The organism is Flavobacterium sp. AED (genome assembly GCF_000812945.1).
Lineage (GTDB): Bacteria > Bacteroidota > Bacteroidia > Flavobacteriales > Flavobacteriaceae > Flavobacterium.
Window position 1 is genome coordinate 1,276,516 of record NZ_JSYM01000001.1, and the last position, 24,715, is coordinate 1,301,230.

A 24,715-nucleotide genomic window follows, 5' to 3' on the forward strand; every position below is an offset into this window, starting at 1 on the left:
AAAACTACAATCCAAAAATAAATGGCTTTAAATACAATAAACCCAACCGAAACAGTAGCTTGGAAGAAACTTCAACAGCATTACAGTGAAATGCAAAAAGCTTCCATGAAAGAAATGTTTCAAGCAGATGATTCAAGAACAGAAAAGTTTAACCTGAGATGGAATGATTTTTTAATTGATTATTCAAAAAACATTATTAATCAGGAAACTCTTGATTTATTACTTGAGTTGGTAGAAGAATCTGGACTTAAAAGTGCTATCTCAGACTATTTTGATGGTGGTATTATTAATCAAACTGAAAGCAGAGCGGTATTGCATACAGCTTTGAGAGCTAAGGAATCAGCAGTTATAAATGTAGAAGGACAAAATGTGGTTCCTGAAGTTTATGAAGTAAAAAATAAAATAAAAGCATTTACTAATGAAGTAACATCCGGGCAAAGAACGGGTTTTACAGGTAAACCTTTTACGGATATTGTAAATATAGGTATTGGTGGTTCAGATTTGGGACCTGCAATGGCTGTTGAAGCATTACAATTTTATAAGAATCACTTGAACGTTCATTTTGTATCGAATGTTGATGGAGATCATGTAAACGAAATCATTAAAAAATTAAATCCAGAAACAACGCTTTTTGTTATTGTTTCTAAAACATTTACGACACAGGAAACATTGACTAATTCTGAAACTATCAGAAAATGGTTTTTGCAATCAGCAAAACAAGAAGATGTAGCCAAACATTTTGTTGCGGTTTCCACAAATATTGCCAAAGTAACAGAATTTGGAATAAATCCTGATAATGTATTCCCTATGTGGGACTGGGTTGGAGGTCGTTTTTCTTTATGGAGTGCTGTGGGGCTTTCAATAAGCTTAGCGGTAGGATTCGAAAATTTTGACGAATTATTAGGCGGTGCAAATGAAATGGATGATCATTTCAAAACGACTGATTTTGATAAAAATATCCCTGTTATTTTAGCTTTGTTGAGTGTTTGGTACAATAATTTCTTTGGAGCTGAGAGTGAAGCCTTGATTCCGTACACACAATATTTACAAAAATTGGCGCCTTATTTACAGCAAGGAACAATGGAAAGTAACGGAAAAAGTGTTGGACGTGATGGAAAACCGGTGAATTATGAAACGGGAACGATCATTTGGGGTGAACCGGGAACCAATTCGCAACATGCTTTTTTTCAATTGATACACCAAGGTACTAAATTGATTCCTACTGATTTTATTGGATTTATAAAACCATTATATGGTGATGAAGATCATCATGATAAATTGATGTCAAACTTTTTTGCACAAACGGAAGCTTTGTTGCACGGAAAAACAAAAGACCAAGTTCAAGCTGAATTTGATAAACAAGGGCTTGCCGCTGATAAAGCAGCTTTTCTTTTGCCGTTTAAAGTTTTTACGGGAAATAAGCCTACGAATACTATTTTGATACAAAAACTGACGCCAAGAACGCTAGGTTCATTAATTGCAATGTATGAACACAAGATTTTTGTTCAAGGAATCATTTGGAACATATTCAGTTATGATCAATGGGGAGTTGAGCTTGGAAAACAATTAGCGAATTCAATTTTAGAAGAGATAAACACTAAAAAAGTAAAAAATCACGATTCTTCAACTTCATTTTTATTAAATCATTTTCTTTCGAATAAATAAAATTTTGTTTTAATCCAGACTATATAACAAGGTTTAAAAACAATTTTCATTGAATTTTGAACTTATGGACTTCAAAAAGCCCCGATTTTTTATAAAATCGGGGCTTTTTTATGTAAGTAATTCAGCGATAGTGGGTTTTTGATAATAATTTCCATTTTTCAACAAATTAGTTTTTGTAATATTTTTATCAAATGAATATTTATAATTGTTAAAAAATAATAATCAAATTATTTTTTAACAATTATGTTGCAATAATCACTTTAAAGCAAAAAAATGTGATTTAGATGGATTTTCTTAACGTTTCCATAACAGTATGAGGCTTAAATGTTATAATTTTGCTAAAAATTAATAAATTAAACAAAAAACAAAAATGAAAAAAATTATTTTTATTTTGATTATTTTTTTATCAGCTGTTGGTCATGCGCAGGTTACTAGTTCTGCAATGTCTGGTTCTGTTAAAACAAGCACTGGCGAATTGCTTCCAGGTGCATCAGTTGAGGTTATACATAAACCAACTGGAACAAAATATTTTTCAACTACAGGTTCTAAAGGTGGATATGCTGTACAAGGAATCAGACCAGGTGGTCCTTACACAGTTAGAGTAACTTTTATAGGTTACAAAACAACTGAAATTACTGAAATCAACGCACCATTAGGTAATAATATTACAGTTAATGTTGTTGTAGATGAGGAATCCAATGCCCTAAAAGAAGTTGTGATTGTATCTACAAAATCAAAAGGAACTTTCAATAAAGGAAGAACTGGAGCTTCTCAACAATTTTCTAACAGAGAATTAACTGCCGTTCCAGTTACAGGAGCACGTTCAATAAACGCGGTTACTAAATATAATGCTAACGCAGGAAGTAATGGTAGTTTTGGAGGTCAAGATTCAAGATTGAATAACTTTACTATCGATGGATCTGCATTTAACAATGGTTTTGGACTTGGGACTGATTCACAAGCAGGAGGTAGAACAGGTTCTACTGCGATTTCTTTAGATGCTATTGAACAATTACAAGTTAATATTGCACCATATGATGTACGTCAATCAGGGTTTTTAGGTTCTGGAATTAATGCAGTAACTAAAAGTGGTACAAATGAAATTGAAGGTTCTGTATATAACTCTTTCCGTAATAACAGAAAAGATTTTATTGGAACTAAAGCAGGGAACACAGTAATCGTTCCTGGGAAATTTGATGAAACAGTTTGGGGAGCTAGAATAGGAGCACCTATTATTAAAGACAAATTATTCTTCTTTGGAAATTTTGAGACAATAGAAAATACAAGCCCAGCTACAACTTGGACTTCTACAGGTTCACCTCAGCCTAGTGCTCAGGTTTCTTTGCCAACATTTGCAGAAATGCAAACATTATCAAATTTTGTTAAAGATAAATTTAATTACACAACTGGTCCTTGGGAGAATTATGATGCTTCAAAAGTTTCAAAGAAATTCCTTGCTAGAATTGACTGGAATATTAATGACAATCATAAACTTACAGCTCGTTATGTTTTTCATAACTCAAATTCTGACGAGTTGACTTCTAATTCAAATTCATTAGGATTTGGTAACAGAAGAACTAGTAATCTTGCAATGTCATTCCAAAATAGTGGTTATGTTATTCAAGATAATACGAGATCTATTGTTGTAGAATTGAACAGTAAATTAAGTAATTCATGGTACAATAACTTCATCGCAGGTTATGATAAACAAATTGAAGATAGAGGATTACAAGGTGGAGGTTTGTTTCCTACAATTGATATAAAAAATGGATCAAATACGTTTATTTCATTAGGTTTAGATCCATTTACGCAAGGAAATAAACTGTCTTATTCTACACTACACTTTACGGATAATTTGACAAAAACAATAGGAAATCATTCGTTATTGTTTGGTGCTAATTTTGAGCATTTTAAATCAAGTAACTTGTTTTTCTCAGGATCTAATGGAGTATATGTCTTTAACTCTTTAACTGATTTTTACGCTGCTGCTAATCAATCTGCAAATACGGGTGGTGCTCCATCAACTACTGCTTTACCGGCACGTTTCCAATTCAGATATTCTGCTTTGCCAGGAGCTGAAGAGCCGTTACAGATTTTGAAATCTAATAAAATAGATGTGTACACTCAAGATGAAATCAAAGTGAGTGATAATTTAAGAGTGACATTAGGTCTTCGTGCTTCAGCGGTTTGGTTTGCTGATACGGCACTTGAAAATACTAAAGTTACAGCAATGACTTTTGGAAATGGTGAAAAGTTCAATACTGGTGAAATGCCAAATACACAATATTTATTTGAACCTAGAGTAGGTTTCAATTTAGATGTTGCTGGAGATGCTACAACACAAGTTCGTGGAGGTAGTGGTGTGTTTACAGGAAGAGCTCCATCAGTGTTTTTATCTAATGCAATTGGTAATAACGGTGTTCTTACTGGTTTTGTTGATGTTAGTGGCGCAGCTGTGGGAACAGGTGGATATGGTTTTACTCCTAATCCTAATGATTATTTCATTCCTGCAACACCTACGCTTCCTTCTACATTTGAATTGGCGTTTACAGCTAAAAAATTTAAATTTCCACAAGTTTGGAAAACTAATATAGCGGTTGATCAAAAACTTCCTTTTGGTTTCATAGGAACCATTGAAGGTATCTTCCAACAAAATATTAACGCTATTCATTATTACAATGCTAATTTTGATGCTCCAGTTGGAAATTTCAGCGGACCAGATACAAGACCTAGATATGCTAGAACTGATAATGGAGTTCGTATAAATGACAATGTTTCAAGTGCTGTTGTATTAACGAATACAGATAAAGGATATTTTTATTCAACAACATTCAAATTAGAGTATCCATATAAAAAAGGACTTTGGGGTTCAGTAGCTTACACGCATTCAAGTGCTAATGATTTATTATCTGCAGGTTCTATTGCTTCTGGTTCATGGACTGGTGCAAGATCTGTAAATGGTAACAACGATTTACCTTTGTCATTATCTTCTAACAATACACCACATAGAATTGTTGGTATATTAGGTTATAAAATTGAATATGGAAATAATTTAGGTGCTGCAACTTCAGTAAATCTTGGATATATTGGAGAACAAGCAGGAGCTTATTCTTATGCTTATGGTGGAGATATGAATGGAGATCAAGTTAATGGAAATGATTTAATGTATGTTCCAAATAATGGAAATGAAATCCGTTTTCAATCTTTATCTGTTACAAATATTGTAAATGGAGCAAATGTTGTAACTGTTTATACTGAAGCGCAACAACAACAGGCGTTTGAAGCTTACATCAAACAAGATTCATATCTTTCTTCAAGAAGAGGTCAGTACACTGAAAGAAATGGTGGTGTTTTACCAATGTTACATAGATTAGATTTATCTGTAACTCAAGATTTTTTCATTAAAATTGCAGGTAAAAAGAATAGCTTCCAATTTAGAGCTGACGTCTTAAACTTTACCAACTTGTTAAACAGAGATTGGGGAGTAACTCAAAGAATTACAGCAACAAACGGGAATGTTTTAAGTTATAAAACGACAACTGCGAATGTGCCTTTTTATACATTGGCAACTCAAACAGATGTTGCTGGAACAAAAACTTTAATTAAAGATACATTCCAAAAAAATGCTTCTACTTTCGATGTTTGGCAAGCACAATTTACACTTAGATATATTTTTGGTAAATAATACCTGAAAAAAATATCAAAAAATCAAAACCACGCTTTAAAGCGTGGTTTTTTTATGCCTTTTTTTATTATATTTGTTAAAACAAAAACACAATTTATGTACGAATTCATTCAAAAATTTCATTCTGGCTGGGCTTATATAGCACTTTTATTATTAGTGGTTGCGGTTATTAATTCCTTTATTGGGATGGCTTCCAAAAAAGAATTTACTTCAAAAGATAGAAAAATTGCATTATTTGGACTTATAGGAACACATACACAATTATTAATTGGTTTGATTTTATATTTCGTTTCGCCATTAGGTTTTGCTTCATTAGGACAAATGTCAGATAAAGCATTACGATTAACTTCTCTGGAGCATCCATTAATTAATATTATTGCGATTACTTTGATTACTATAGGATGGTCAAAACATAAAAAGTTAACGACTAGTGAGTCAAAATTCAAAACTTTTTCTATTTTTTATGGTTTAGGATTGTTGCTTATTTTAAGTAGAATTCCATGGTCAATGTGGTTTTAAAAAATCAATTAAAGCTCTAGAAATAGAGCTTTTTTTATCTGGGTATGGTTTTTGTAAAATAGATTAACTTAAAAAAGTATAAATGAAAAAATTAATAACATTATTTTTTTTGCTTGCAATTATAGGATTAGTTAGCAGCCAAAGTTCAATTGTTGATAAGCAAAAGAACGCCATACAAAAAGATACTATTAAAAAAAACAAGCCAGGGATTGTACGTCAAGAAATTATTTCAGACACCTTGACAATCGAAAACGGAAAATTTAAAATTTATAAAAAAGAAGCGCACGCCTCTTATTATGCGGATAAGTTCAATGGAAAAAGAACGACCAGCGGTAAAAAATTTGATAATAATAAATATACAGCTGCACATAAAAAACTGCCTTTTGGAACAAAAGTAAAAGTGACTAATGAATCCAACGGAAAATCAGTAATCGTAGAGATTACAGATAGAGGCCCATTTGTAAGATCAAGAGAAATAGATTTGTCAAAACGAGCTTTTAGAGATATCGCTTCACGTAATGACGATGGAGGAATGATTGTAACAATAGCAGTATTGAATAATTAAATCACCAGCTTTTATAAGGATTATTGCTTAAATAAGAATTATAATAATGCTTGTCATTTGTCACTTCATTGCTTAGCCAATTTGGTTTTTCGAAAGTTTCATTTTCAGAGCCAAGTTCAATTTCAGCAATGATTAATCCGTCGTTTTGGCCATGAAATACATCAATCTCATAAACATGGTTGCCTAATTTAACTTCAAAGCGGGTTTTATCAATCACGCCTTTTTCACATAAAAGCAACAAGTTTTTAGCTTCTTCAACTGGAATTTCCTTTTCCCACTCAAAACGAGATAAGCCAGATTCATTAGAAATTCCTTTTATGGTTAGAAATCCCTTTTTACCTTTTATGCGAACACGAACCGTACGTTCAGGAACCGAACTTAAATAACCCTGTGCAATATGATTCTCAGTAAAAGCATCTCTTTTAAACGAATCATCTTTAACCAAAAATTTCCGTTCTATTTCAATCATAATGACTTTAGTGTTATTTAGTTTTTGGAGTTATTTCCGGTTATTTGTTTCAATTTCTCTTTCATAAAGCTTTTTTTCTATTTAAAAAAAAGGAGCTTCTTGGGTCGCTCTTTTCTTAAAAGAAAAAATAGTTTTTTTCAATCGAAGATTTCCACTGCTATCCGGACTAATTCGATTCGTCAAATATATTGAATATTTTCACTATAATTAATTTATATCCTTCAAGAAGATTTCATTATCTCTTCCTCCCAATTAATTTATTATTCTGAGTTAAGTAGAATGGTATCACCGAAGATTTAAATCAAGTTTTTAGATGACTTTAAGTTTTATAAACATTTTTACAAGCGGTTATTTTATGATTAAGTTAATGAAAGTTGGCAGGTCAATTTGTATTTTTACAAAAATTGAACTAAAATAATGAAATCCCTTTTTAAAGCGAAACCAAAGAAAACTCCAGCAGAATTAATCACTAAATTTTTTGACGAAAGTCAGTATTGGCGTTATAAAGAAGATGATTTAGAACCATTAGTGGAGTTAATTAGATTGATTCGGCCTTTGAAAACTAAAAATTTAGAAATTGTTGATTTACAGGAAATCATATCTTTTTTAAAGGAAAATTATTTACTCCGAGAACAGTTTTCAATTTATATCAAAGAAATTTTAAACGATAAAAAGTTCAATAAAATCATTTCCGATGCGGCTATTTTGCAAGATGTAGATTTTATTTTTGAAGTCAAAAAAAGAATTTTTGCTAAATTGTTACCCTATCAGCCACAAAAAAATACATTAGAATACATCCTCAATCAAGTTTTTTATCTTGCTAATGATGCGATTTGGATTAATAAAATACCATCAAATCAATTAGAAGAATTATACGTTCTTTTAGAATTTAAGTCTATTTATGAAAGCACGGAGCCTAATTCGGTTTTATCTGAATTATTGTTTGGAATGTACTTAATTACACAGCGAATTAGCGGTCGTGCCATGGAAACGGATGTTATTAAAATGGTACCGGAATTTGATGATTATGAAAGCCCTTTCTCCGCTTTTGAAAAGGAATTGTTTCAAATTGAAGACAAAATTAGAAATTCTGAAAGTCATTATATCAAGTCGGATGATTTATCGTATGCGCAGCTGTTGGTTTTGCATAAACAATGTGAAGAATTCGTTGATAAAGCATTTCACAACAGTTCAAAATATGGGATTTCGCTTCGGGTAAACCAGAATTTATTAAAAATTAGACAACAATTAGAACGGTTGAAATTTTTAATTCCGTTATTGATTGTAGATGAAGAGAGTTATAAAAAAAGTAACGGTATCGCATTGGCGTTACACTTAATTAAATACAATTGCTACAAGAATAATGTTCGGAAATTTATTGGCGAAAGCACTCAATTGATTTCCTATGAAATAACGCAACATACTGCTAAAACAGGCGAACATTACATTACTGAAAACCGAAAGGAATATTTTAAAATGTTTCGAACTGCATTAGGAGGAGGATTTATTGTTGGAATAATGTGTGTCATTAAAGTCTTGCTTTCTAAAGCTGATACGAGTTTTTTTGGACATGCTTTTCTTTACAGCATGAACTATGCTTTTGGATTTATTGTGATTTATTTGTTGGGTTTTACATTGGCTACAAAGCAACCCGCAATGACTGCTTCGGCTTTGATAAAAGCTTTGGAGGAAGGTGTGATAAAACAAGGTAGAGATGCTGAGAAATATAAAGCTTTTGCCATTCTTTTTGCACGTGTTTTTCGCTCGCAGTTTATAGCATTTGTTGGGAATGTTATTATGGCTTTTCCGGTTTCATTACTTGGTATTTGGCTTATTGATTATACTTTAGATTATAATATTGCCGCTACTAAATGGGAGTCGTTGCTCATTGATATAAGTCCAATACATTCGTTGGCTATTTTTCATGCTGCCATTGCCGGAGTATTTTTGTTTTTATCCGGAATTATTTCGGGAAGTATAGCTAATAGGGATAAACATAATCAGGTTTTTTTCCGGATAACTGAACATCCCTTGCTTAAAAGAAGTTTAGGAAAAGATAGGACGCTTAAATTAGCAAAACTGTATGAGAAAAGATGGGCGGGAATTGTTTCCAATTTTTGGTTTGGTATATTCATGGGAAGTACAGCATCTATTGGTTTGTTTTTAGGACTGAATCTGGATATTCGACATATCACTTTTGCCAGCGGGAATTTGGCTTTAGCATTATACGGAGCAAATTATGAAGTCAGTGAGTCAATGTTATTTTGGGGTGTTTTTGGAATTGGTATTATAGGTTTGGTTAACTTTATGGTAAGTTTTAGTTTGTCATTGGGATTGGCCTTTCGCTCAAGAGCCATTTCATTATTTGAGTTGCGATTTGTCACGGTTTCCATTTGGAATCATTTCAAATCCCGCCCATTTAGCTTTTTCTTCCCTACAGAAAAGAAACTCAAATCAGAAGTGGTAGAAAATTATTTAAGTTCTGAAGCTAAAATATAATCTTTAGAAAAGAAAACCATTAGAAAATAGTTCTGGATATATAAGTATTAAAATATGCAGGAGGAGTCAGTGCTAAATAGAAAAATCATACACGTTGACATGGATGCATTTTATGCTTCGGTGGAGCAAATGGACAATCCATTATTACGAGGAAAGCCTATTGCCGTAGGAGGTTCTGAAAATCGTGGTGTGGTTGCGGCGGCGAGTTATGAAGCTAGGAAGTTTGGTGTTCGCAGTGCCATAAGTGGTGTTATGGCTAAGAAAAATTGTCCTGAACTCATTTTTGTAAGACCGCGATTTGATAGATACAAGGAGATTTCTACTAAGATCCATAAAATTTTTCATGAGTACACGGATTTGGTGGAGCCTTTGTCGCTCGATGAGGCCTATTTAGATGTAACTAATAACAAAAAAGGGAACCCTAGTGCTACTTTATTGGCACAGGAAATAAGACAGCGTATTTTCAATGAAGTAGGTTTAACGGCGTCGGCAGGGATATCGGTCAATAAGTTTGTGGCTAAAATTGCCAGTGATTATAATAAACCTAACGGACAAAAAACGGTAAACCCTGACGAAGTTATTTCATTTCTGGAAGAATTACCCATTCGCAAATTTTATGGTGTTGGAAAAGTCACCACTGAAAAAATGTACCAACTCGGAATTTTCACCGGAGTAGAATTAAAAAGTAAATCATTGGAATTTTTGGAGAAACATTTCGGGAAATCGGGGAGTTTCTATTATCATGTCGTGAGAGGGATTCATAATAGCGAAGTGAAATCAAATCGAATTACAAAATCAGTTGCGGCAGAACACACTTTTGATGTGAATCTCTCTTCTGAAATTTACATGTTAGAACAGCTTGAAACTATTGCCGGTGCATTAGAAAGAAGATTGAAAAAATACAATGTTGCAGGAAAAACAATTACTTTAAAAATTAAATACAGCGATTTCACACAGCAAACCCGTAGCAAAACGTTGCCTTATTTTATTTCTGATAAAGCATTGATAGTTGAAGTTGTAAAAGAACTATTGTATCAAGAGCGGATGAAAGATTCCGTACGGCTACTTGGAATTTCTTTAAGTAATTTAAATACCGAAGAGAAGAAATTTGTTGTTGTACAGTTAAAATTTGATTTTTAATTAATAATGGACACGTTCAACAATGGTTAAAATCAGCTATTTGCTATTTTGTTTTTATAAATAAAATTACATTTGACTTCAAAATCAAATAGCATGAGTAGTTTTGAACAATATGATGTAGCCATTGCAGAATATCACATGGGTCTAAGTGTAAAGAGACTGCCCGTTTTTTCTTGGGATTTTAATCATGAATTTATAGTAGAACTTAAAAACTCGTTTCTGGATTTAAATAAACTTAAATCAATTGCGTTAAAAAACAAATGGACTAGTGATAATTTAGATTTAAAATCAAGGCTAACCGAGGAAGTAATAATCGTTACTGATGCTAACTTAAGTATTGTTTTTGCTTCTCATAATATGTTGAAAATGAATGGTTATGTTGAAGCAGAAGTTTTGGGTAAAAGCCCTAAAATGTTCCAAGGTCATGCTACTGATTTAACAACTTCAAATGAGATTCGTGATGCAATTCAACTTAAACAACCTTTTGAAAAAACGGTTATGAATTATAAAAAAAATGGGGATATCTATGCGTGCTTGATAAAAGGATTTCCGGTCTTTAATTTGAAAGGAGATTTAAGTCATTATATTGCTTTTGAGAAAGCGGCATAAAATAAGAAACCCTTTCTGATTCAGAAAGGGTTTCTTATTATTGAATATTACAATAGACTTAGTTTTTACTGTTTAGCTTAGAAAGTAATCGTAAAAATTCTATGTATAACCAAACTAGCGTTATCATTAATCCCATAGCACCATACCATTCCATGTATTTAGGCATTTTTTGTTCGGCTCCTTTTTCGATTCTGTCAAAATCCAAAAATAGATTTAAAGCAGCAATAACTATTACAAAAATACTGATTCCAATGCTCATCATCGAGTTGCCATAATGAACGGGCACAAAGCTGGTAAACATAGAAAACAACCAAGATATTAGGTAGTAAGTTGCAATAGCAAGTGTAGCGGCTACAACAACAGATTTGAACTGCTCTGTTACTTTTACAATTTTATATTTATACAATCCTAAACAAACTGCAAAAGTTACAAACGTAGCTCCAACTGCCTGAATCACAATCCCGGGATACATGGCTTCAAATATTGCCGAAATCCCACCGATAAATAATCCTTCGAACAAAGCATAGCCCGGAGCCAGATACGGAGAATATTGTGGTTTGAAAGCTGAAATTACGACTAGAATAAGCCCTACAATAGCACCGCCAATTGCCGGAACCATTGGATTCATACCATTAAATGCCAGCCACCAAATTACCATTGCAGAAGCCGTAAGAAGTAAAAATAGAATTAAACTCTTATTGATTGTTCCTGACAAAGTCATTTCTTGGTTGAAATCAATTAGAGTTGCTTGGTGAACTTCGTCTTTTCTTGAAACTGCTGTTGACGAAAAAGTTTTATTATTTAAAAATGGATTTTTCGAATTGAAACTCATAATTAGTAAGATTTTTTGTTCCTCAAATATAAATTTTATTTTATAGAAGAATGTTTAATTGTTCTTAATTTTTTTCGAATGAAAATTTAAATGTTTTTTAGGTTAAAAAAGCTAGTCCAAAAAAAATCCGTCTCGTTATTAAACAAGACGGATTTTATAGTAATTCAAATAGCTTAGATCTATTCTATTTCAGAAACTCTTAAGGTGTTTACCATTCCTTTATCTTTAATAGGCATTGCTGCTAAATTGATAAGGAAATCACCTTTTTGTACAAAACCTTTTTGTTTTACGATTTCGTTAATGTCAGTTACAGTATCATCTGTGCTTACATCCTTAGAGTACATGAAAGATTTTACTCCCCATAATAAATTAAGTTGTGTAAGGATTCTTTTATTAGATGTAAAAACTAAAATATGTGCATTTGGTCTCCAAGCCGAAATTTGGAAAGCAGTATAACCACTATTAGTCAATGTACAGATAGCTTTTGCTTTGATAACATTAGCCATAGTTGCAGCATGGTGACAAATTGTTTTTGTAATAAAACGTTTTGTTTTTATCTGTGGCGTATTTTGTGGGACTTGAATAAGCGGAGAATCCTCAACTGCTTCAATGATTTGAGTCATTTTTTGGATTACTTGAACTGGATAATTTCCAGTAGCAGTTTCTCCAGAAAGCATTACAGCATCTGCACCATCCATAACTGAGTTCGCAACGTCATTTACCTCTGCACGTGTTGGCGTAAGGCTGGTAATCATTGTTTCCATCATTTGCGTAGCAACGATAACTGGAATACGAGCTGTTTTAGCTCTGCGAATTAATTCTTTTTGAACTAAAGGTACTTCATGAGCAGGAAGTTCAACTCCTAAATCTCCACGAGCAACCATCAAGGCATCGCAATACGCAACAATTTTGTCAATATTCTCTAATGCTTCAGGCATTTCTATTTTGGCAACAATTGGAATTTTATATTCTGAATGTTGTGCAATTAATTCCTGTAAGTCTTGTAAGTCTCTTGGTGTTTTTACAAAAGATAATGCAATCCAATCTACATTTTGACCAATAGCAAAAATAGCATCAGCAATATCTTTTTCAGTCATTGCTGGAAGAGATATTTTTGTATTTGGAAGATTAACTCCTTTTTTAGATTTCAACTCACCACCTTGAATTACTCTTGCTATAACCTCTGATTTTTTATCAGTTTCAACAATTTCGAAAATAAGTTTTCCATCATCAAGCAAAATTCTTTCTCCAGGATTTACATCATTTGGAAAGTTTTGGTATTTCATGAATACTTTTTTTGCAGTTCCAAGGATATCCTCAGCAGTAGTGAATGTAATCAAGTCACCATCATGAACTACAACACCTTCTTCCATAACTCCTACACGAAGTTTAGGTCCTTGTAAATCTCCCAGGATTGCAGTAGTGTAGCCAAACTCTTCATTTAGACCACGTATGATATTGATTTTTTGTTTTACATCTTCGTAGTCAGCATGTGAAAAATTCACTCTAAACACATTTACACCTGCATCAATCATGTCTTTAATGATCTCTCTTGTACTACATGCAGGCCCAAGTGTGGCTACAATTTTAGTTTTTTTGTTTGTAAGCATTGGTATTAAAAAATTAAATTGTTTTTTGATTTGATTTGATTTGTATCTACGGTATAAAGTGTAGATATGCTATCGATTTTGTTTAATATAGTCTGTATTGTTGATACGCTCGTTGTATCTTCAATATTCTCTATTTTTAAGAAATAATCTACTTTTTTAAACTCAGGAAGTAAAAAGACTTTTGTTGAGACTTCCATTGTAACATTTGAAAATAAATTTTGGCTAATTCCCTTTTTTTGTTGAACTACCTCATTTTTATTTTGAATCAAATTCCAAGTGATTGCTTTTTCATTATCATAATAATAGAATCTTGAAAAATTTGTTTCCCCTTCTTCTATATTAATCTGAATTTCATTCTTGCTTTTACTTAAATTTATTGGCAATAATTGATTAATAAAAAAAGCCAATCTATAGTCTTCTAATGAAGTATGTATAGCAATTAAATAGTAATCTATTTCGTCAAATTCTCCAAGATCTAGTTTATGAATAGCCATTTCATGAAAAAATAAGTTGTAAATATAGTATTTCTATCGAAGTTCTAACCTATCTAAATAGGATGTTTTTGTTAAATTATCAACGAAAACGTTATAGGTTTAAGAAAATGATGTTATTTTCTCTCCATTTTTTCTTGAAATGCAAAATAAGCACGTTGGGATGCTTTTTCTTCCGCCTTCTTTTTAGAAGTTGCTCTTGCTTTTGCAATTACTTTATCATCGATGCTGAGTTTAACTCCAAACAAGCGTTGTCCATCTATTGCATTGTCCTCAAAAATATCATAATGAAATATTTTTTTCTCTTTTTGACACCATTCTATGATTAAGCTTTTATAGCTAATTACCTTTCCTTCCAGTCGAGCAATATCTACATAGGGAACAATAACTCTTTTCTGGATGAATTTTTCGCAATAGACATATCCTCTATCTAAATAGATTGCTCCAACAAGCGATTCAAAGATATTACCATGTATGTTTTCGCCAAAATGTTGTAATGGCACTTTACTTTCTATATACTGAACCAGATTTAAATCCTTTCCTAATTCGTTCAAATGTTCTCTGCTTACGATTTTTGAACGCATTTTTGTCAAATATCCTTCGTCACCAGCAGGAGCTTTATTAAATAAATGGGCTGCAATTACTGAGCTTAACATAGCGTCACCTAAAAATTCCAATCGTTCGTAATTTATTGGGTTTCCCAGAACATCCAATCGATTAGAGGAACGGTGTGTGAATGCTTTTTTATAGTAATCTAAATTATCAGGGGCAAATCCTAAAATTTTCTGAATAGAATCAAAAAAAATCCCGTCTTCTAGAGAACGGGATTTCGAAAATATTTTTCTAATTATACGCATATAATTTAGATATCTAATTTTTTTACCAATACACAAGCATTGTGTCCTCCAAAACCAAAGGTATTACTCATTACAACATTCATTTCTCTTTTTTGAGGAACATTGAAAGTAAAGTTTAGTTTAGGATCTATGCTTTCATCATTAGTAAAATGATTTATTGTAGGTGGTACTATTCCGTGTTTCATAGAAAGAATAGAAGAAATAGTTTCAATTGCTCCGGCAGCACCAAGTAAATGGCCTGTCATTGACTTAGTTGAGTTCAGATTCATGGTATAAGCATGTTCACCAAAAACATGCAATATAGCTTTAGATTCTGCCATGTCTCCAAGAGGAGTCGATGTTCCGTGCATATTCACACCATCAACATCACTAGCTTGTAAACCTGCATCTCTCAAGCAATTCAACATTACATTTTTAGCGCCTAATCCTTCAGGATGCGGAGCTGTGATGTGATGTGCATCTGCTGACATTCCGCCACCACCAATTTCACAATAAATTTTTGCGCCACGAGCTATAGCATGTTCGTATTCTTCAAGGACAAGAGCACCAGCTCCTTCACCTAGAATAAATCCATCTCTGTCTTTATCCATTGGTCTTGAGGCTGTTTTTGGATCATCATTTCTTGTAGATAAAGCATGCATGGCATTAAATCCACCCATTCCTGCAATAGTTACTGCAGCTTCAGAACCACCTGTAACCATAGCATCTGCATGACCCAATCTGATATAATTGAAAGCATCAATAATAGCATTTGTAGAAGAAGCGCAAGCTGATACAGTTGTAAAATTTGGTCCTCTAAAACCATATTTTATTGAAATATGACCACCAGCTATATCGGCAATCATTTTAGGAATGAAGAAAGGATTGAATTTTGGGGTGCCGTCACCAGCAGCAAAATTAAGAACTTCTATTTGGAAAGTTTCTAATCCTCCAATTCCAGATCCCCATATTACACCGACTCTGTCTTTATCTAATTTTTCAAAATTGAAACCAGCATCAAGTACCGCTTCGTCAGATGCAACCATGGCATATTGAGCGTAACGGTCCATTTTTCTCGCTTCTTTTCTATCTAAAAAATCTTCAGCATTAAAGTTTTTCAATTCGCAAGCAAATTGAGTTTTAAATTTTGAAGCATCAAAATAAGTAATTGGCGCAGCACCACTAACACCGTTAATGAGGCCATTCCAGTACGCTTCAATGTTATTTCCAATAGGAGTAAGAGCGCCTAAACCTGTTACTACAACTCGTCTTAATTCCATAAATTCTTTATTTTGTTATCTTTAAACAAATAAAACCCATGCTGATACTGTATTATATAGTACAAAATAGCGATGGGTAATACAATAAATATCTTTTTGATTGAAATTCAATCTCGAATTTAATTTTAAAAAAAAATAATAACACCCGTTTACAGGATTGCAAACGGGTGTGTAATTTATTATTTTTTAGCTTCCTCGATGTAAGAGATTGCTTGACCTACAGTAGCGATGTTTTCTGCTTGATCGTCTGGAATTTGAATGTCAAATTCTTTTTCGAATTCCATAATAAGCTCAACAGTGTCTAATGAGTCAGCTCCTAAATCATTAGTGAAGCTTGCTTCTGTTACAACTTCGTTTTCGTCAACACCTAATTTGTCTACGATAATCGCTTTTACTCTTGATGCAATGTCTGACATAATCTTTAATTTTAGAATTTAATTTGTTGGCAAAAATAAAAAACTTTATTTTAAAACAACTAAATAGTTAATAAATGTGACAACTAATTTATAAAATATATTTGACAAAGCCTTCGCAATGTTATTTAATTTCATTTTTTATGCCTTTTTTTGCATAATAAAAAAGGGTTGAATTATGAAAAAAATAGTGATTTTCGCTTCTGGATCGGGGACTAATGCTGAAAACATCATCAAGTATTTCGCTGCAACAAAAATTGGAAGCGTTGAAGCCGTGTTTACAAATAACCCAAATGCTAAGGTGATTGAAAGAGTCAAAAAATATGAGATTCCAACGGAAGTTTTCTCGAAAACTGAATTATTTGAAAGTAAAATATTACAAAAAATTAATAATATAAAACCAGATTTGATTGTTCTGGCTGGATTCTTGTTAAAATTTCCTGAGAATATCATCGAAGCCTATCCTAATAAAATAATAAATATTCATCCGGCCTTGTTGCCAAAGTATGGCGGAAAAGGGATGTATGGGATGCACATACATAGAGCAATTGTTGGGAATAAAGAAAGAGAAACGGGTATTACTATTCATTTTGTAAATGAAAATTATGACGAAGGAAATATTCTTTTTCAAAAAAATGTAGTTTTATCAGGAGATGAAACTCCAGAAGAAGTTGCTGAAAAAATTCATGAATTGGAGCAAAAATATTTTCCGGAAGTGATTGAAAAGCTGTTAAATCATAATTTATAATTTTGAATATTCACGACGTACATATATATACGGATGGCGCTGCAAAAGGAAATCCAGGTCCAGGTGGGTATGGAGTGGTTATGGAATGGGTAGGAAAACCGTATAAGAAGGAATTCTATGAGGGTTTTCGTCATACCACTAATAATAGAATGGAATTGCTGGCGGTAATTGTGGGCCTTGAAAAATTAAAAAATCCCAATACGAGAGTTTTAGTAGTTTCAGATTCTAAATATGTTGTGGATTCTGTGGAGAAAAAGTGGGTTTTAGGTTGGGAAAAAAAAGGGTTTGTTGACAGGAAAAATTCCGATTTGTGGAAACGCTTTCTGGTTGTTTATAGAAAACACAAAGTCAATTTCAAATGGATAAAAGGACATAATAATCATGTTCAAAATGAAAGATGTGACGAGTTGGCAGTTATGGCTTCGATGCAAAAGCAACTTTCTATAGATGCTTTTTATGAAAAGGAAGAAGGGAAGTTGTTGTAAAACAATGGATTCCAGTAAAATAAATTAGCAAAACTTTACGACTGGGACCCTTTGCTATTTTATAACTTATGAACTATCTTTGCGCTTTAATTCGAAACACATAAAATGAATAAATTATTGATTGTTGGAACTGTAGCTTTCGACGCAATTGAAACTCCTTTTGCAAAAACAGATAAAATCTTAGGCGGAGCAGCAACATACATAGGATTATCAGCATCTTATTTCAATTTACAATCGGCAATAGTTTCTGTAGTTGGCGATGATTTTCCACAAGAATATTTAGATTTATTAATAGCAAGAAACATAGATATTTCTGGTATTGAAGTTGTAAAAGGCGGAAAAACGTTCTTTTGGAGCGGTCGTTACCATAATGATTTAAATTCAAGAGATACTTTAGATACTCAATTAAACGTTTTGGCAGATTTTCAACCAAAAGTGCCTCAAAATTTCAAAAACTCGGATGTGGTAATGTTAGGAAACTTGCATCCATTAGTACAAAGCAGTGTTTTAGACCAAATGGAAACACAACCTAAATTGGTAGTTTTGGATACTATGAATTTTTGGATGGACTGTGCTTTACCAGAATTATTGGATGTAATTAAACGTGTAGATGTTATTACTATAAATGATGAAGAAGCAAGACAACTTTCAGGAGAATATTCTTTAGTGAAAGCTGCTGCAAAAATTCATACCATGGGGCCAAAATATGTGGTGATTAAAAAAGGAGAACATGGGGCCTTATTGTTTCATAACAAAGAAGTTTTCTTTGCTCCGGCATTACCTTTAGAGGAAGTTTTTGATCCAACAGGAGCTGGGGACACTTTTGCAGGTGGATTTGCAGGATTTATTACGCAGAGTGAGAATATTTCATTCGAAAACATGAAAAACGCAATCATCTATGGTTCTAATTTAGCTTCATTTTGTGTAGAGAAATTTGGAACCGAAAGAATGATTGGTTTAGATAAAGAAGAGGTGCTGTCAAGATTGAAACAATTCAAATCATTGACACAATTTGACATAGAATTATAATATTTCAAACCTCGGAAACGGGGTTTTTTTGTTCAATAAATTAGGTTAATGACTTTCAAAGAAAAACAATGTGTTCTTGAACTAGTTCAATGCAAAGCAACTAAAATAAGCACAACTTTGTAGCATCATTAAGTAAATTATAAAAACGAGGGGTTTATATGATTGAAAAGAATACAGATTCAGTGGGCCCAAAGGATTTAAAAGATTAGAATTTGAAAATGAAACGATTTAGCTTGTTTCTAATAAGCAATAAATTGTAAAATTCTTTCTAAATAACAAACACAACAACAAACAACAACACAATGAGCGACGCTTTACAACACGAATGTGGAATAGCCTTAGTTAGACTACTTAAACCGCTTGAGTTTTACAAAGAAAAATACGGAACTGCTTTCTACGGAATACAAAAAATGTATCTCCTTATGGAAAAGCAACACAATCGCGGACAGGATGGAGCTGGTTTTGCAAGTATTAAAATGGATGTTGAACCTGGCGAGCGATATATAAGCCGTGTGCGATCAAACCATGCGCAACCTATTCAGGATGTATTTAAACAAATAAATGAAAGAATAAATGAAGAAATGGTGGCGCATCCAGAATATGCGGATGATGTGCCACAACTAAAAGCTAATATTCCTTACATTGGAGAGTTGTTTTTGGGACATGTGCGTTACGGAACTTTTGGAAAAAATAGTATCGAAAGCGTTCATCCATTTTTACGCCAAAGCAATTGGATGCATAGAAATCTGATATTGGCTGGGAATTTTAATATGACCAATGTAAAAGAACTTTTTCAAAACTTAGTAGAACTGGGTCAGCATCCAAAGGAAATGGCAGATACGGTTACGGTTATGGAAAAAATTGGACATTTTTTGGACAAAGAAGTGATGCAATTGTATCAAGATTGTAAAGAAGAGGGTTTGTCTAAAAGAGAAGCTTCACCAGTTATTGCAGAACGATTAGATATTGCTAAAATTTTGAGACGTTCTTCTAAAAATTTAGATGGAGGTTATGCAATGGCAGGACTTTTAGGTCACGGAGATTCATTTGTATTTAGAGATCCTGCAGGGATACGTCCCGCTTATTTTTATCAAGATGACGAAGTAGTTGTTGTTGCTTCTGAAAGACCGGTTATACAAACCGTTTTCAATGTGCCTTTCGAAAAAGTACAAGAAATAGACCCAGGGAGTGCATTAATAATTAAGAAGAACGGAACTGTTTCTATGCAGGAAATTCTTCCACCAACAGTTAAAAAAGCATGTTCTTTTGAACGTATTTATTTTTCAAGAGGAAGTGATGCTGAAATTTATCAGGAAAGAAAAAATTTAGGAAAATTGATTTTGCCTGCCGTTTTGGATGCCATTGACGAAGATACGGATAATACGGTTTTCTCTTATATTCCAAATACTGCCGAAACTTCTTTCTATGGATTAGTTGAAGCGGCTCAGGATTTTTTAAATCAAAGAAAGAATAATTACATTCTTGAAAATAGAAATACTTTAACTAAGGATTCTTTACAAGAATTACTTGCGGTAAAAATTCGTACAGAGAAAGTAGCGATTAAAGACGCAAAATTAAGAACATTTATTACGGAGGACAGTAGTCGTGATGACTTGGTAGCTCACGTTTATGATGTTACTTATGGTGTTATCAAACCAACAGATAATTTGGTGATTATTGATGACAGTATCGTGCGTGGAACTACCTTGAAAATGAGTATTATCAAAATGATGGATCGTTTGAATCCAAAACGAATTGTAATCGTTTCATCAGCACCACAAATTAGATATCCTGATTGTTACGGAATTGATATGGCTAAACTGGAAGGTTTAGTAGCATTTAAAGCAGCTTTGGAATTACTAAAAGAAAGAAACTTATATCACATTGTTGATGAAGTATATTTAAAATGTAAAGCACAGGAAAACTACATTGACAGTGAAGTTGTAAATTATGTAACGGCAATCTATGAGCCTTTTCAACCGCAAGAAGTTTCAAACAAAATTGCCGAAATGTTAAGCTCTCCTGAAATCAATGCTGAAGTGAAAATAATATTTCAAACCGTAGAAGATTTACATATTGCTTGTCCTAAAAACTTAGGGGATTGGTACTTCACTGGAGATTACCCTACACCTGGAGGGAATCGAGTAGTGAATCGTGCATTCATGAATTTTTATGAAGGAAAAGATGCTAGAGCATACTAGTAATTGGTATAATTTAGTTATTAATCGGTTTTATATGTTGTTCATCTAATTTATTTGGTGGCAACCAAGAACTAGTATAAATTTGAATCACCATAACATTAGTAGGTTAAGTTTATGGTAGATTTGGGGCAAAAAGGGTGGAAGAAATTCCACCTTTTTTATTGGAATAAAGTCAAGGATTTTTTAAATAATGAATAAAAAAAATAGACGAATAAACTTTAAAAAAGCCTATCCGTCTATCGTCTAAAAATCTATTGTTTTTCTCTTTATGACTATTTGTCTAGAGCATATCTTCTTGAAACTTCAGTCCAGTTAATTACATTGAAAAAAGCTTCGATATAATCAGGTCTTCTGTTTTGATAATGTAAATAGTAAGCATGTTCCCAAACATCCATTCCTAAAATTGGAGTCCCACCACAACCTACACCTGGCATTAATGGATTGTCTTGGTTTGGAGTTCCACACACATCCACTTTTCCACCTTTATGTACACAAAGCCAAGCCCATCCTGAACCAAACTGTGTAACACCCGCTTTAGAGAATTTTGCTTTAAATTCTTCAAAAGTTCCAAAAGCAGCTTCGATCGCAACCAATAAATCACCAGTTGGAAGTCCGCCACCGTTTGGTGTCATAACAGTCCAATATAAATTATGATTGTAAAAACCACCACCGTTGTTACGAACTGGCATGTTTTTCATATCAAGATTAATCAAAATATTTTCAATCGTCTTACCTTCCATATCCGTTCCTGCAATAGCTGCATTCACGTTAGTAATGTAAGTGTTGTGATGTTTTGTATGATGAATTTCCATCGTACGCGCATCAATATAAGGTTCTAATGCGTCATACGCATAAGGTAATTGTGGTAATTCAAAAGCCATAATATGATTGTTTAATGATTTATAAATATTTTTATTCAAATTTATACATTTAACTTTGGAATCGGAAATTCTATTTCGTTATAATTTCATTAAATTAATTGATAGTGTGTTCTTTGGAATTGTAACAGACTTGTTTTCAGGAGCTATTTCCTGCTTTCCGCTGCAATCTTTTTATTTACCGAAAAGGCGCATAAAAAGGATTTTCGTTGCAATCAGGGCTAAAAAACGACTGTGATTGAAATTGCCGTCCAGTTTTAAATACAAGTTTTAGGACCTGAATTTCCACATTACGATTGTGCCATTGCCATACAAATCACACTAATTTTAGCGCCAGGAATTTTCAATAAAGCATGGGAGCAAGCTTCAAGTGTGGCTCCGGTTGTGATAACGTCATCAATTAAAAGGAAATGTTTTTGATGGTCTTTTTCAGTAAAGGAAACATCAAAAATAGTTTCAATTCCTTCGGTTCTTCCCAATAAGTTTTTCTTGGATTGCGTTTTTGAATACACATTCCGAATCAATAGCGAATCATTATAATTTAAATTTAAACTGGAAGAAAGTGCTTCTCCAAAAGCAGTTACTTGATTGTATCCTCTTTCTTTTAATTTCCTTCGATGCAAGGGAACTGGAATAATTTCATCTACAGATTGTAATAAATTGATATTTTTTAAATCTTCGGCATACCATTCGCCTAAAATCGTTCCTATTTCCTCGTGTCCTTTATATTTTAAATTATGGATGAGTTCTTGAACAATTCCCTTTTTATGAAAATAAAATAATGCCGAAGTATGAATTACTGGAATTCTTCCGTAAAACTTTTTGAATGCATCATTCTTTGGATTTAAATGATGATTAGTCAACGGAATGTCATGCCTGCAAACGGTACAAATCACATTTTCATTAGATAATAAAAAAGAGCTGCAACCGGAGCAGACTTTTGGAAAAAAGAGATTAATAATGCTTTCAAACATGTAATCAAGGATTTATTTATAAAAATAGACAAATCAATGCTTCAATCTTTAATAATTTTCTTTTTTTTAAGTTCACTTTTTATATTTTTGCACTATTATGGCAAAACAAGAAGATTTATTTAAGAATGTAATTTCGCATGCAAAGGAATACGGATTTATTTTTCCGTCAAGCGAAATATACGATGGTTTAAGTGCAGTCTATGATTATGCACAAAACGGTGTAGAGTTAAAAAAGAACATACGCGAATATTGGTGGAAAGCAATGGTTCAAATGAACGATAACATTGTTGGTCTTGACGCAGCGATATTGATGCACCCAACTACTTGGAAAGCATCAGGTCACGTAGATGCCTTCAACGACCCATTAATTGACAACAAAGATTCGAAAAGAAGATATAGAGCTGATGTTTTGATTGAAGATTATGCCGAAAAGCTGAATCAAAAAGCAATCAAGGAAATCGAAAAAGCGCGTGCCCGTTTTGGTGATGCTTTCAATGAACAGGAATTTGTTACGACAAATACTAGAGTTGTTGAATACAAAGCCAAAGAAAGAGAAATTCTGGAAAGAATGGCTCGTTCGCTTGGTAACGAAGATTTAGAAGATGTAAAAGCATTAATTGAAGAATTAGAAATTGCTTGTCCGGAATCAGGTTCAAGAAATTGGACTGAAGTGCGTCAATTCAACTTGATGTTTGGTACAAAATTAGGTGCATCAGCTGATACTGCAATGGATTTGTATTTACGTCCGGAAACCGCTCAAGGTATTTTTGTCAATTTCTTGAATGTGCAAAAATCAGGAAGAATGAAAGTTCCTTTTGGAATTGCACAAACTGGAAAAGCTTTTAGAAATGAAATCGTTGCGAGACAATTTATTTTCCGCATGCGTGAGTTTGAACAAATGGAAATGCAATTTTTTGTACGTCCAGGCGATGAAATGAAATGGTATGAACATTGGAAAACTGCAAGACTAAACTGGCATTTGTCGCTTGGTTTAGGAAAAGAAAATTACCGTTTTCACGATCACGAAAAATTAGCGCATTATGCCAATGCAGCAGCCGATATTGAGTTTAACTTTCCTTTTGGATTCAAAGAATTAGAAGGAATTCACTCCCGTACTGATTTTGATTTGAAAGCGCACGAACAGTTTTCAGGCAGAAAATTACAATATTTTGATGCTGAATTGAATCAGAATTATGTACCTTATGTAGTAGAAACTTCAGTAGGATTAGATAGAATGTTTTTGGCAGTTTTTGCAACTTCATTAAAGGAAGAAACATTAGAAGACGGTTCTACAAGAACAGTTTTAAAATTGCCAGCAGTTTTAGCACCTACAAAAGCGGCAGTTTTACCGTTGGTTAAAAAAGACGGATTGCCGGAAATAGCTCATAAAATTATTGAAGATTTGAAATGGGATTTCAATGTGGCATATGATGAAAAAGATGCAGTAGGAAGACGCTATAGAAGACAGGATGCATTAGGAACTCCTTTTTGTATTACTGTAGATCATCAAACTATAGAAGACCAAACGGTAACGATTCGTCATAGAGATACAATGAAACAAGACCGTGTGAAAATCGCCGATTTGAAATCTATTATAGAGAATGAAGTTTCGATGAAAAATTGGTTGATGAAAATGTAATTATTTTTTTGTTTAAATAAGAAAAGCTTTCCTAAACGGAGAGCTTTTTTATTTTGCATAGGATCAGTAATTTTTTTAATGCACAATTAATTAGAAAGGAAATGGTTATTAATTTCTTTTGTAACAAGAATTTATGCGCTTTATCGGG

At 32.9% G+C, this 24,715-nt stretch carries 21 protein-coding genes; 12 read left to right on the forward strand and 9 right to left on the reverse strand.

The genetic code is table 11. The features are described from left to right. The first annotated feature begins 21 nt into the window (after window positions 1-21). The 4 genes from pgi to OA85_RS05715 all read left to right on the forward strand — a co-directional run bounded on the left by pgi (window position 22) and on the right by OA85_RS05715 (window position 6,434). A complete protein-coding gene (gene pgi, locus OA85_RS05700) occupies window positions 22-1,665 on the forward strand; it encodes a glucose-6-phosphate isomerase (protein WP_039108520.1) in 1,644 nt (547 codons plus the stop codon). A 370-nt stretch (window positions 1,666-2,035) separates the two neighbouring features. Next, a complete protein-coding gene (locus OA85_RS05705; protein WP_039108521.1) occupies window positions 2,036-5,350 on the forward strand; it encodes a TonB-dependent receptor in 3,315 nt (1,104 codons plus the stop codon). A 96-nt stretch (window positions 5,351-5,446) separates the two neighbouring features. Next, window positions 5,447-5,869, forward strand: a complete 423-nt coding sequence (locus OA85_RS05710; RefSeq protein ID WP_039109399.1) for a hypothetical protein — start codon at window positions 5,447-5,449, stop codon at window positions 5,867-5,869. Window positions 5,870-5,951: 82 nt separating this feature from the next. Beyond that, complete coding sequence (locus OA85_RS05715; protein ID WP_039108522.1) at window positions 5,952-6,434, forward strand: septal ring lytic transglycosylase RlpA family protein; 483 nt, start codon at window positions 5,952-5,954, stop codon at window positions 6,432-6,434. 1 nt (window position 6,435) lies between these two features. On the opposite strand, the gene OA85_RS05720 is transcribed toward OA85_RS05715, so the two are convergent. Beyond that, window positions 6,436-6,903 (reverse strand): CYTH domain-containing protein, encoded by a 468-nt coding sequence (locus OA85_RS05720; protein WP_039108523.1) that lies wholly within the window; start codon window positions 6,901-6,903, stop codon window positions 6,436-6,438. Window positions 6,904-7,320: 417 nt separating this feature from the next. On the opposite strand from OA85_RS05720, the gene OA85_RS05725 reads away from it, so the two are divergent. The 3 genes from OA85_RS05725 (at window position 7,321) to OA85_RS05735 (ending at window position 11,151) form a co-directional block, all read left to right on the forward strand. Continuing rightward, window positions 7,321-9,402: a recombinase gene (locus OA85_RS05725; RefSeq protein ID WP_052257151.1), complete on the forward strand. Its 2,082-nt coding sequence runs from the start codon at window positions 7,321-7,323 to the stop codon at window positions 9,400-9,402. 54 nt (window positions 9,403-9,456) lie between these two features. Then, a complete protein-coding gene (gene dinB, locus OA85_RS05730) occupies window positions 9,457-10,542 on the forward strand; it encodes a DNA polymerase IV (RefSeq protein ID WP_039108525.1) in 1,086 nt (361 codons plus the stop codon). A 93-nt stretch (window positions 10,543-10,635) separates the two neighbouring features. Beyond that, a complete protein-coding gene (locus OA85_RS05735) occupies window positions 10,636-11,151 on the forward strand; it encodes a PAS domain-containing protein (protein WP_039108527.1) in 516 nt (171 codons plus the stop codon). A 58-nt stretch (window positions 11,152-11,209) separates the two neighbouring features. Here OA85_RS05735 and OA85_RS05740 read toward each other — a convergent pair whose 3' ends face one another. The 6 genes from OA85_RS05740 to OA85_RS05765 all read right to left on the reverse strand — a co-directional run bounded on the left by OA85_RS05740 (window position 11,210) and on the right by OA85_RS05765 (window position 16,616). Further along, window positions 11,210-11,983 carry a Bax inhibitor-1/YccA family protein gene (locus OA85_RS05740; RefSeq protein ID WP_039108528.1) on the reverse strand — a complete coding sequence of 258 codons (774 nt, stop codon included), beginning with the start codon at window positions 11,981-11,983 and terminating at the stop codon, window positions 11,210-11,212. Window positions 11,984-12,162: 179 nt separating this feature from the next. Further along, window positions 12,163-13,593: a pyruvate kinase gene (pyk, locus tag OA85_RS05745; RefSeq protein WP_039108529.1), complete on the reverse strand. Its 1,431-nt coding sequence runs from the start codon at window positions 13,591-13,593 to the stop codon at window positions 12,163-12,165. Between the two features lie 5 nt (window positions 13,594-13,598). After that, entirely contained in the window at window positions 13,599-14,087 is a 489-nt protein-coding gene (locus OA85_RS05750; protein WP_039108530.1) for an IPExxxVDY family protein, read from the reverse strand. A 113-nt stretch (window positions 14,088-14,200) separates the two neighbouring features. Continuing rightward, window positions 14,201-14,941: a ribonuclease III gene (gene rnc / locus OA85_RS05755; protein ID WP_039109401.1), complete on the reverse strand. Its 741-nt coding sequence runs from the start codon at window positions 14,939-14,941 to the stop codon at window positions 14,201-14,203. A 5-nt stretch (window positions 14,942-14,946) separates the two neighbouring features. Next, a complete protein-coding gene (fabF, locus tag OA85_RS05760) occupies window positions 14,947-16,200 on the reverse strand; it encodes a beta-ketoacyl-ACP synthase II (protein WP_039108531.1) in 1,254 nt (417 codons plus the stop codon). 179 nt (window positions 16,201-16,379) lie between these two features. Next, on the reverse strand, window positions 16,380-16,616 hold the full coding sequence (locus tag OA85_RS05765; protein WP_007137004.1) for an acyl carrier protein: 237 nt from the start codon (window positions 16,614-16,616) through the stop codon (window positions 16,380-16,382). Between the two features lie 175 nt (window positions 16,617-16,791). On the opposite strand from OA85_RS05765, the gene purN reads away from it, so the two are divergent. From purN to OA85_RS05785, 4 genes are all read left to right on the forward strand, one after another. Next, window positions 16,792-17,361, forward strand: coding sequence for a phosphoribosylglycinamide formyltransferase (purN, locus tag OA85_RS05770; protein ID WP_039108532.1), 570 nt, complete (start codon window positions 16,792-16,794; stop codon window positions 17,359-17,361). A 2-nt stretch (window positions 17,362-17,363) separates the two neighbouring features. Beyond that, window positions 17,364-17,846, forward strand: coding sequence for a ribonuclease HI (rnhA, locus tag OA85_RS05775; RefSeq protein ID WP_039108533.1), 483 nt, complete (start codon window positions 17,364-17,366; stop codon window positions 17,844-17,846). A 105-nt stretch (window positions 17,847-17,951) separates the two neighbouring features. Then, window positions 17,952-18,875: a PfkB family carbohydrate kinase gene (locus OA85_RS05780; RefSeq protein ID WP_039108534.1), complete on the forward strand. Its 924-nt coding sequence runs from the start codon at window positions 17,952-17,954 to the stop codon at window positions 18,873-18,875. A 302-nt stretch (window positions 18,876-19,177) separates the two neighbouring features. Beyond that, window positions 19,178-21,076 carry an amidophosphoribosyltransferase gene (locus OA85_RS05785; RefSeq protein WP_039108535.1) on the forward strand — a complete coding sequence of 633 codons (1,899 nt, stop codon included), beginning with the start codon at window positions 19,178-19,180 and terminating at the stop codon, window positions 21,074-21,076. Between the two features lie 272 nt (window positions 21,077-21,348). Here OA85_RS05785 and OA85_RS05790 read toward each other — a convergent pair whose 3' ends face one another. Then, a complete protein-coding gene (locus tag OA85_RS05790; RefSeq protein WP_039108536.1) occupies window positions 21,349-21,957 on the reverse strand; it encodes a superoxide dismutase in 609 nt (202 codons plus the stop codon). Window positions 21,958-22,244: 287 nt separating this feature from the next. Further along, window positions 22,245-22,928 (reverse strand): ComF family protein, encoded by a 684-nt coding sequence (locus OA85_RS05795; protein WP_039108537.1) that lies wholly within the window; start codon window positions 22,926-22,928, stop codon window positions 22,245-22,247. 97 nt (window positions 22,929-23,025) lie between these two features. Here OA85_RS05795 and OA85_RS05800 point away from each other — a divergent pair, with 97 nt between their 5' ends. Continuing rightward, a complete protein-coding gene (locus OA85_RS05800) occupies window positions 23,026-24,567 on the forward strand; it encodes a glycine--tRNA ligase (RefSeq protein WP_039108538.1) in 1,542 nt (513 codons plus the stop codon). Window positions 24,568-24,715 lie beyond the last annotated feature (148 nt).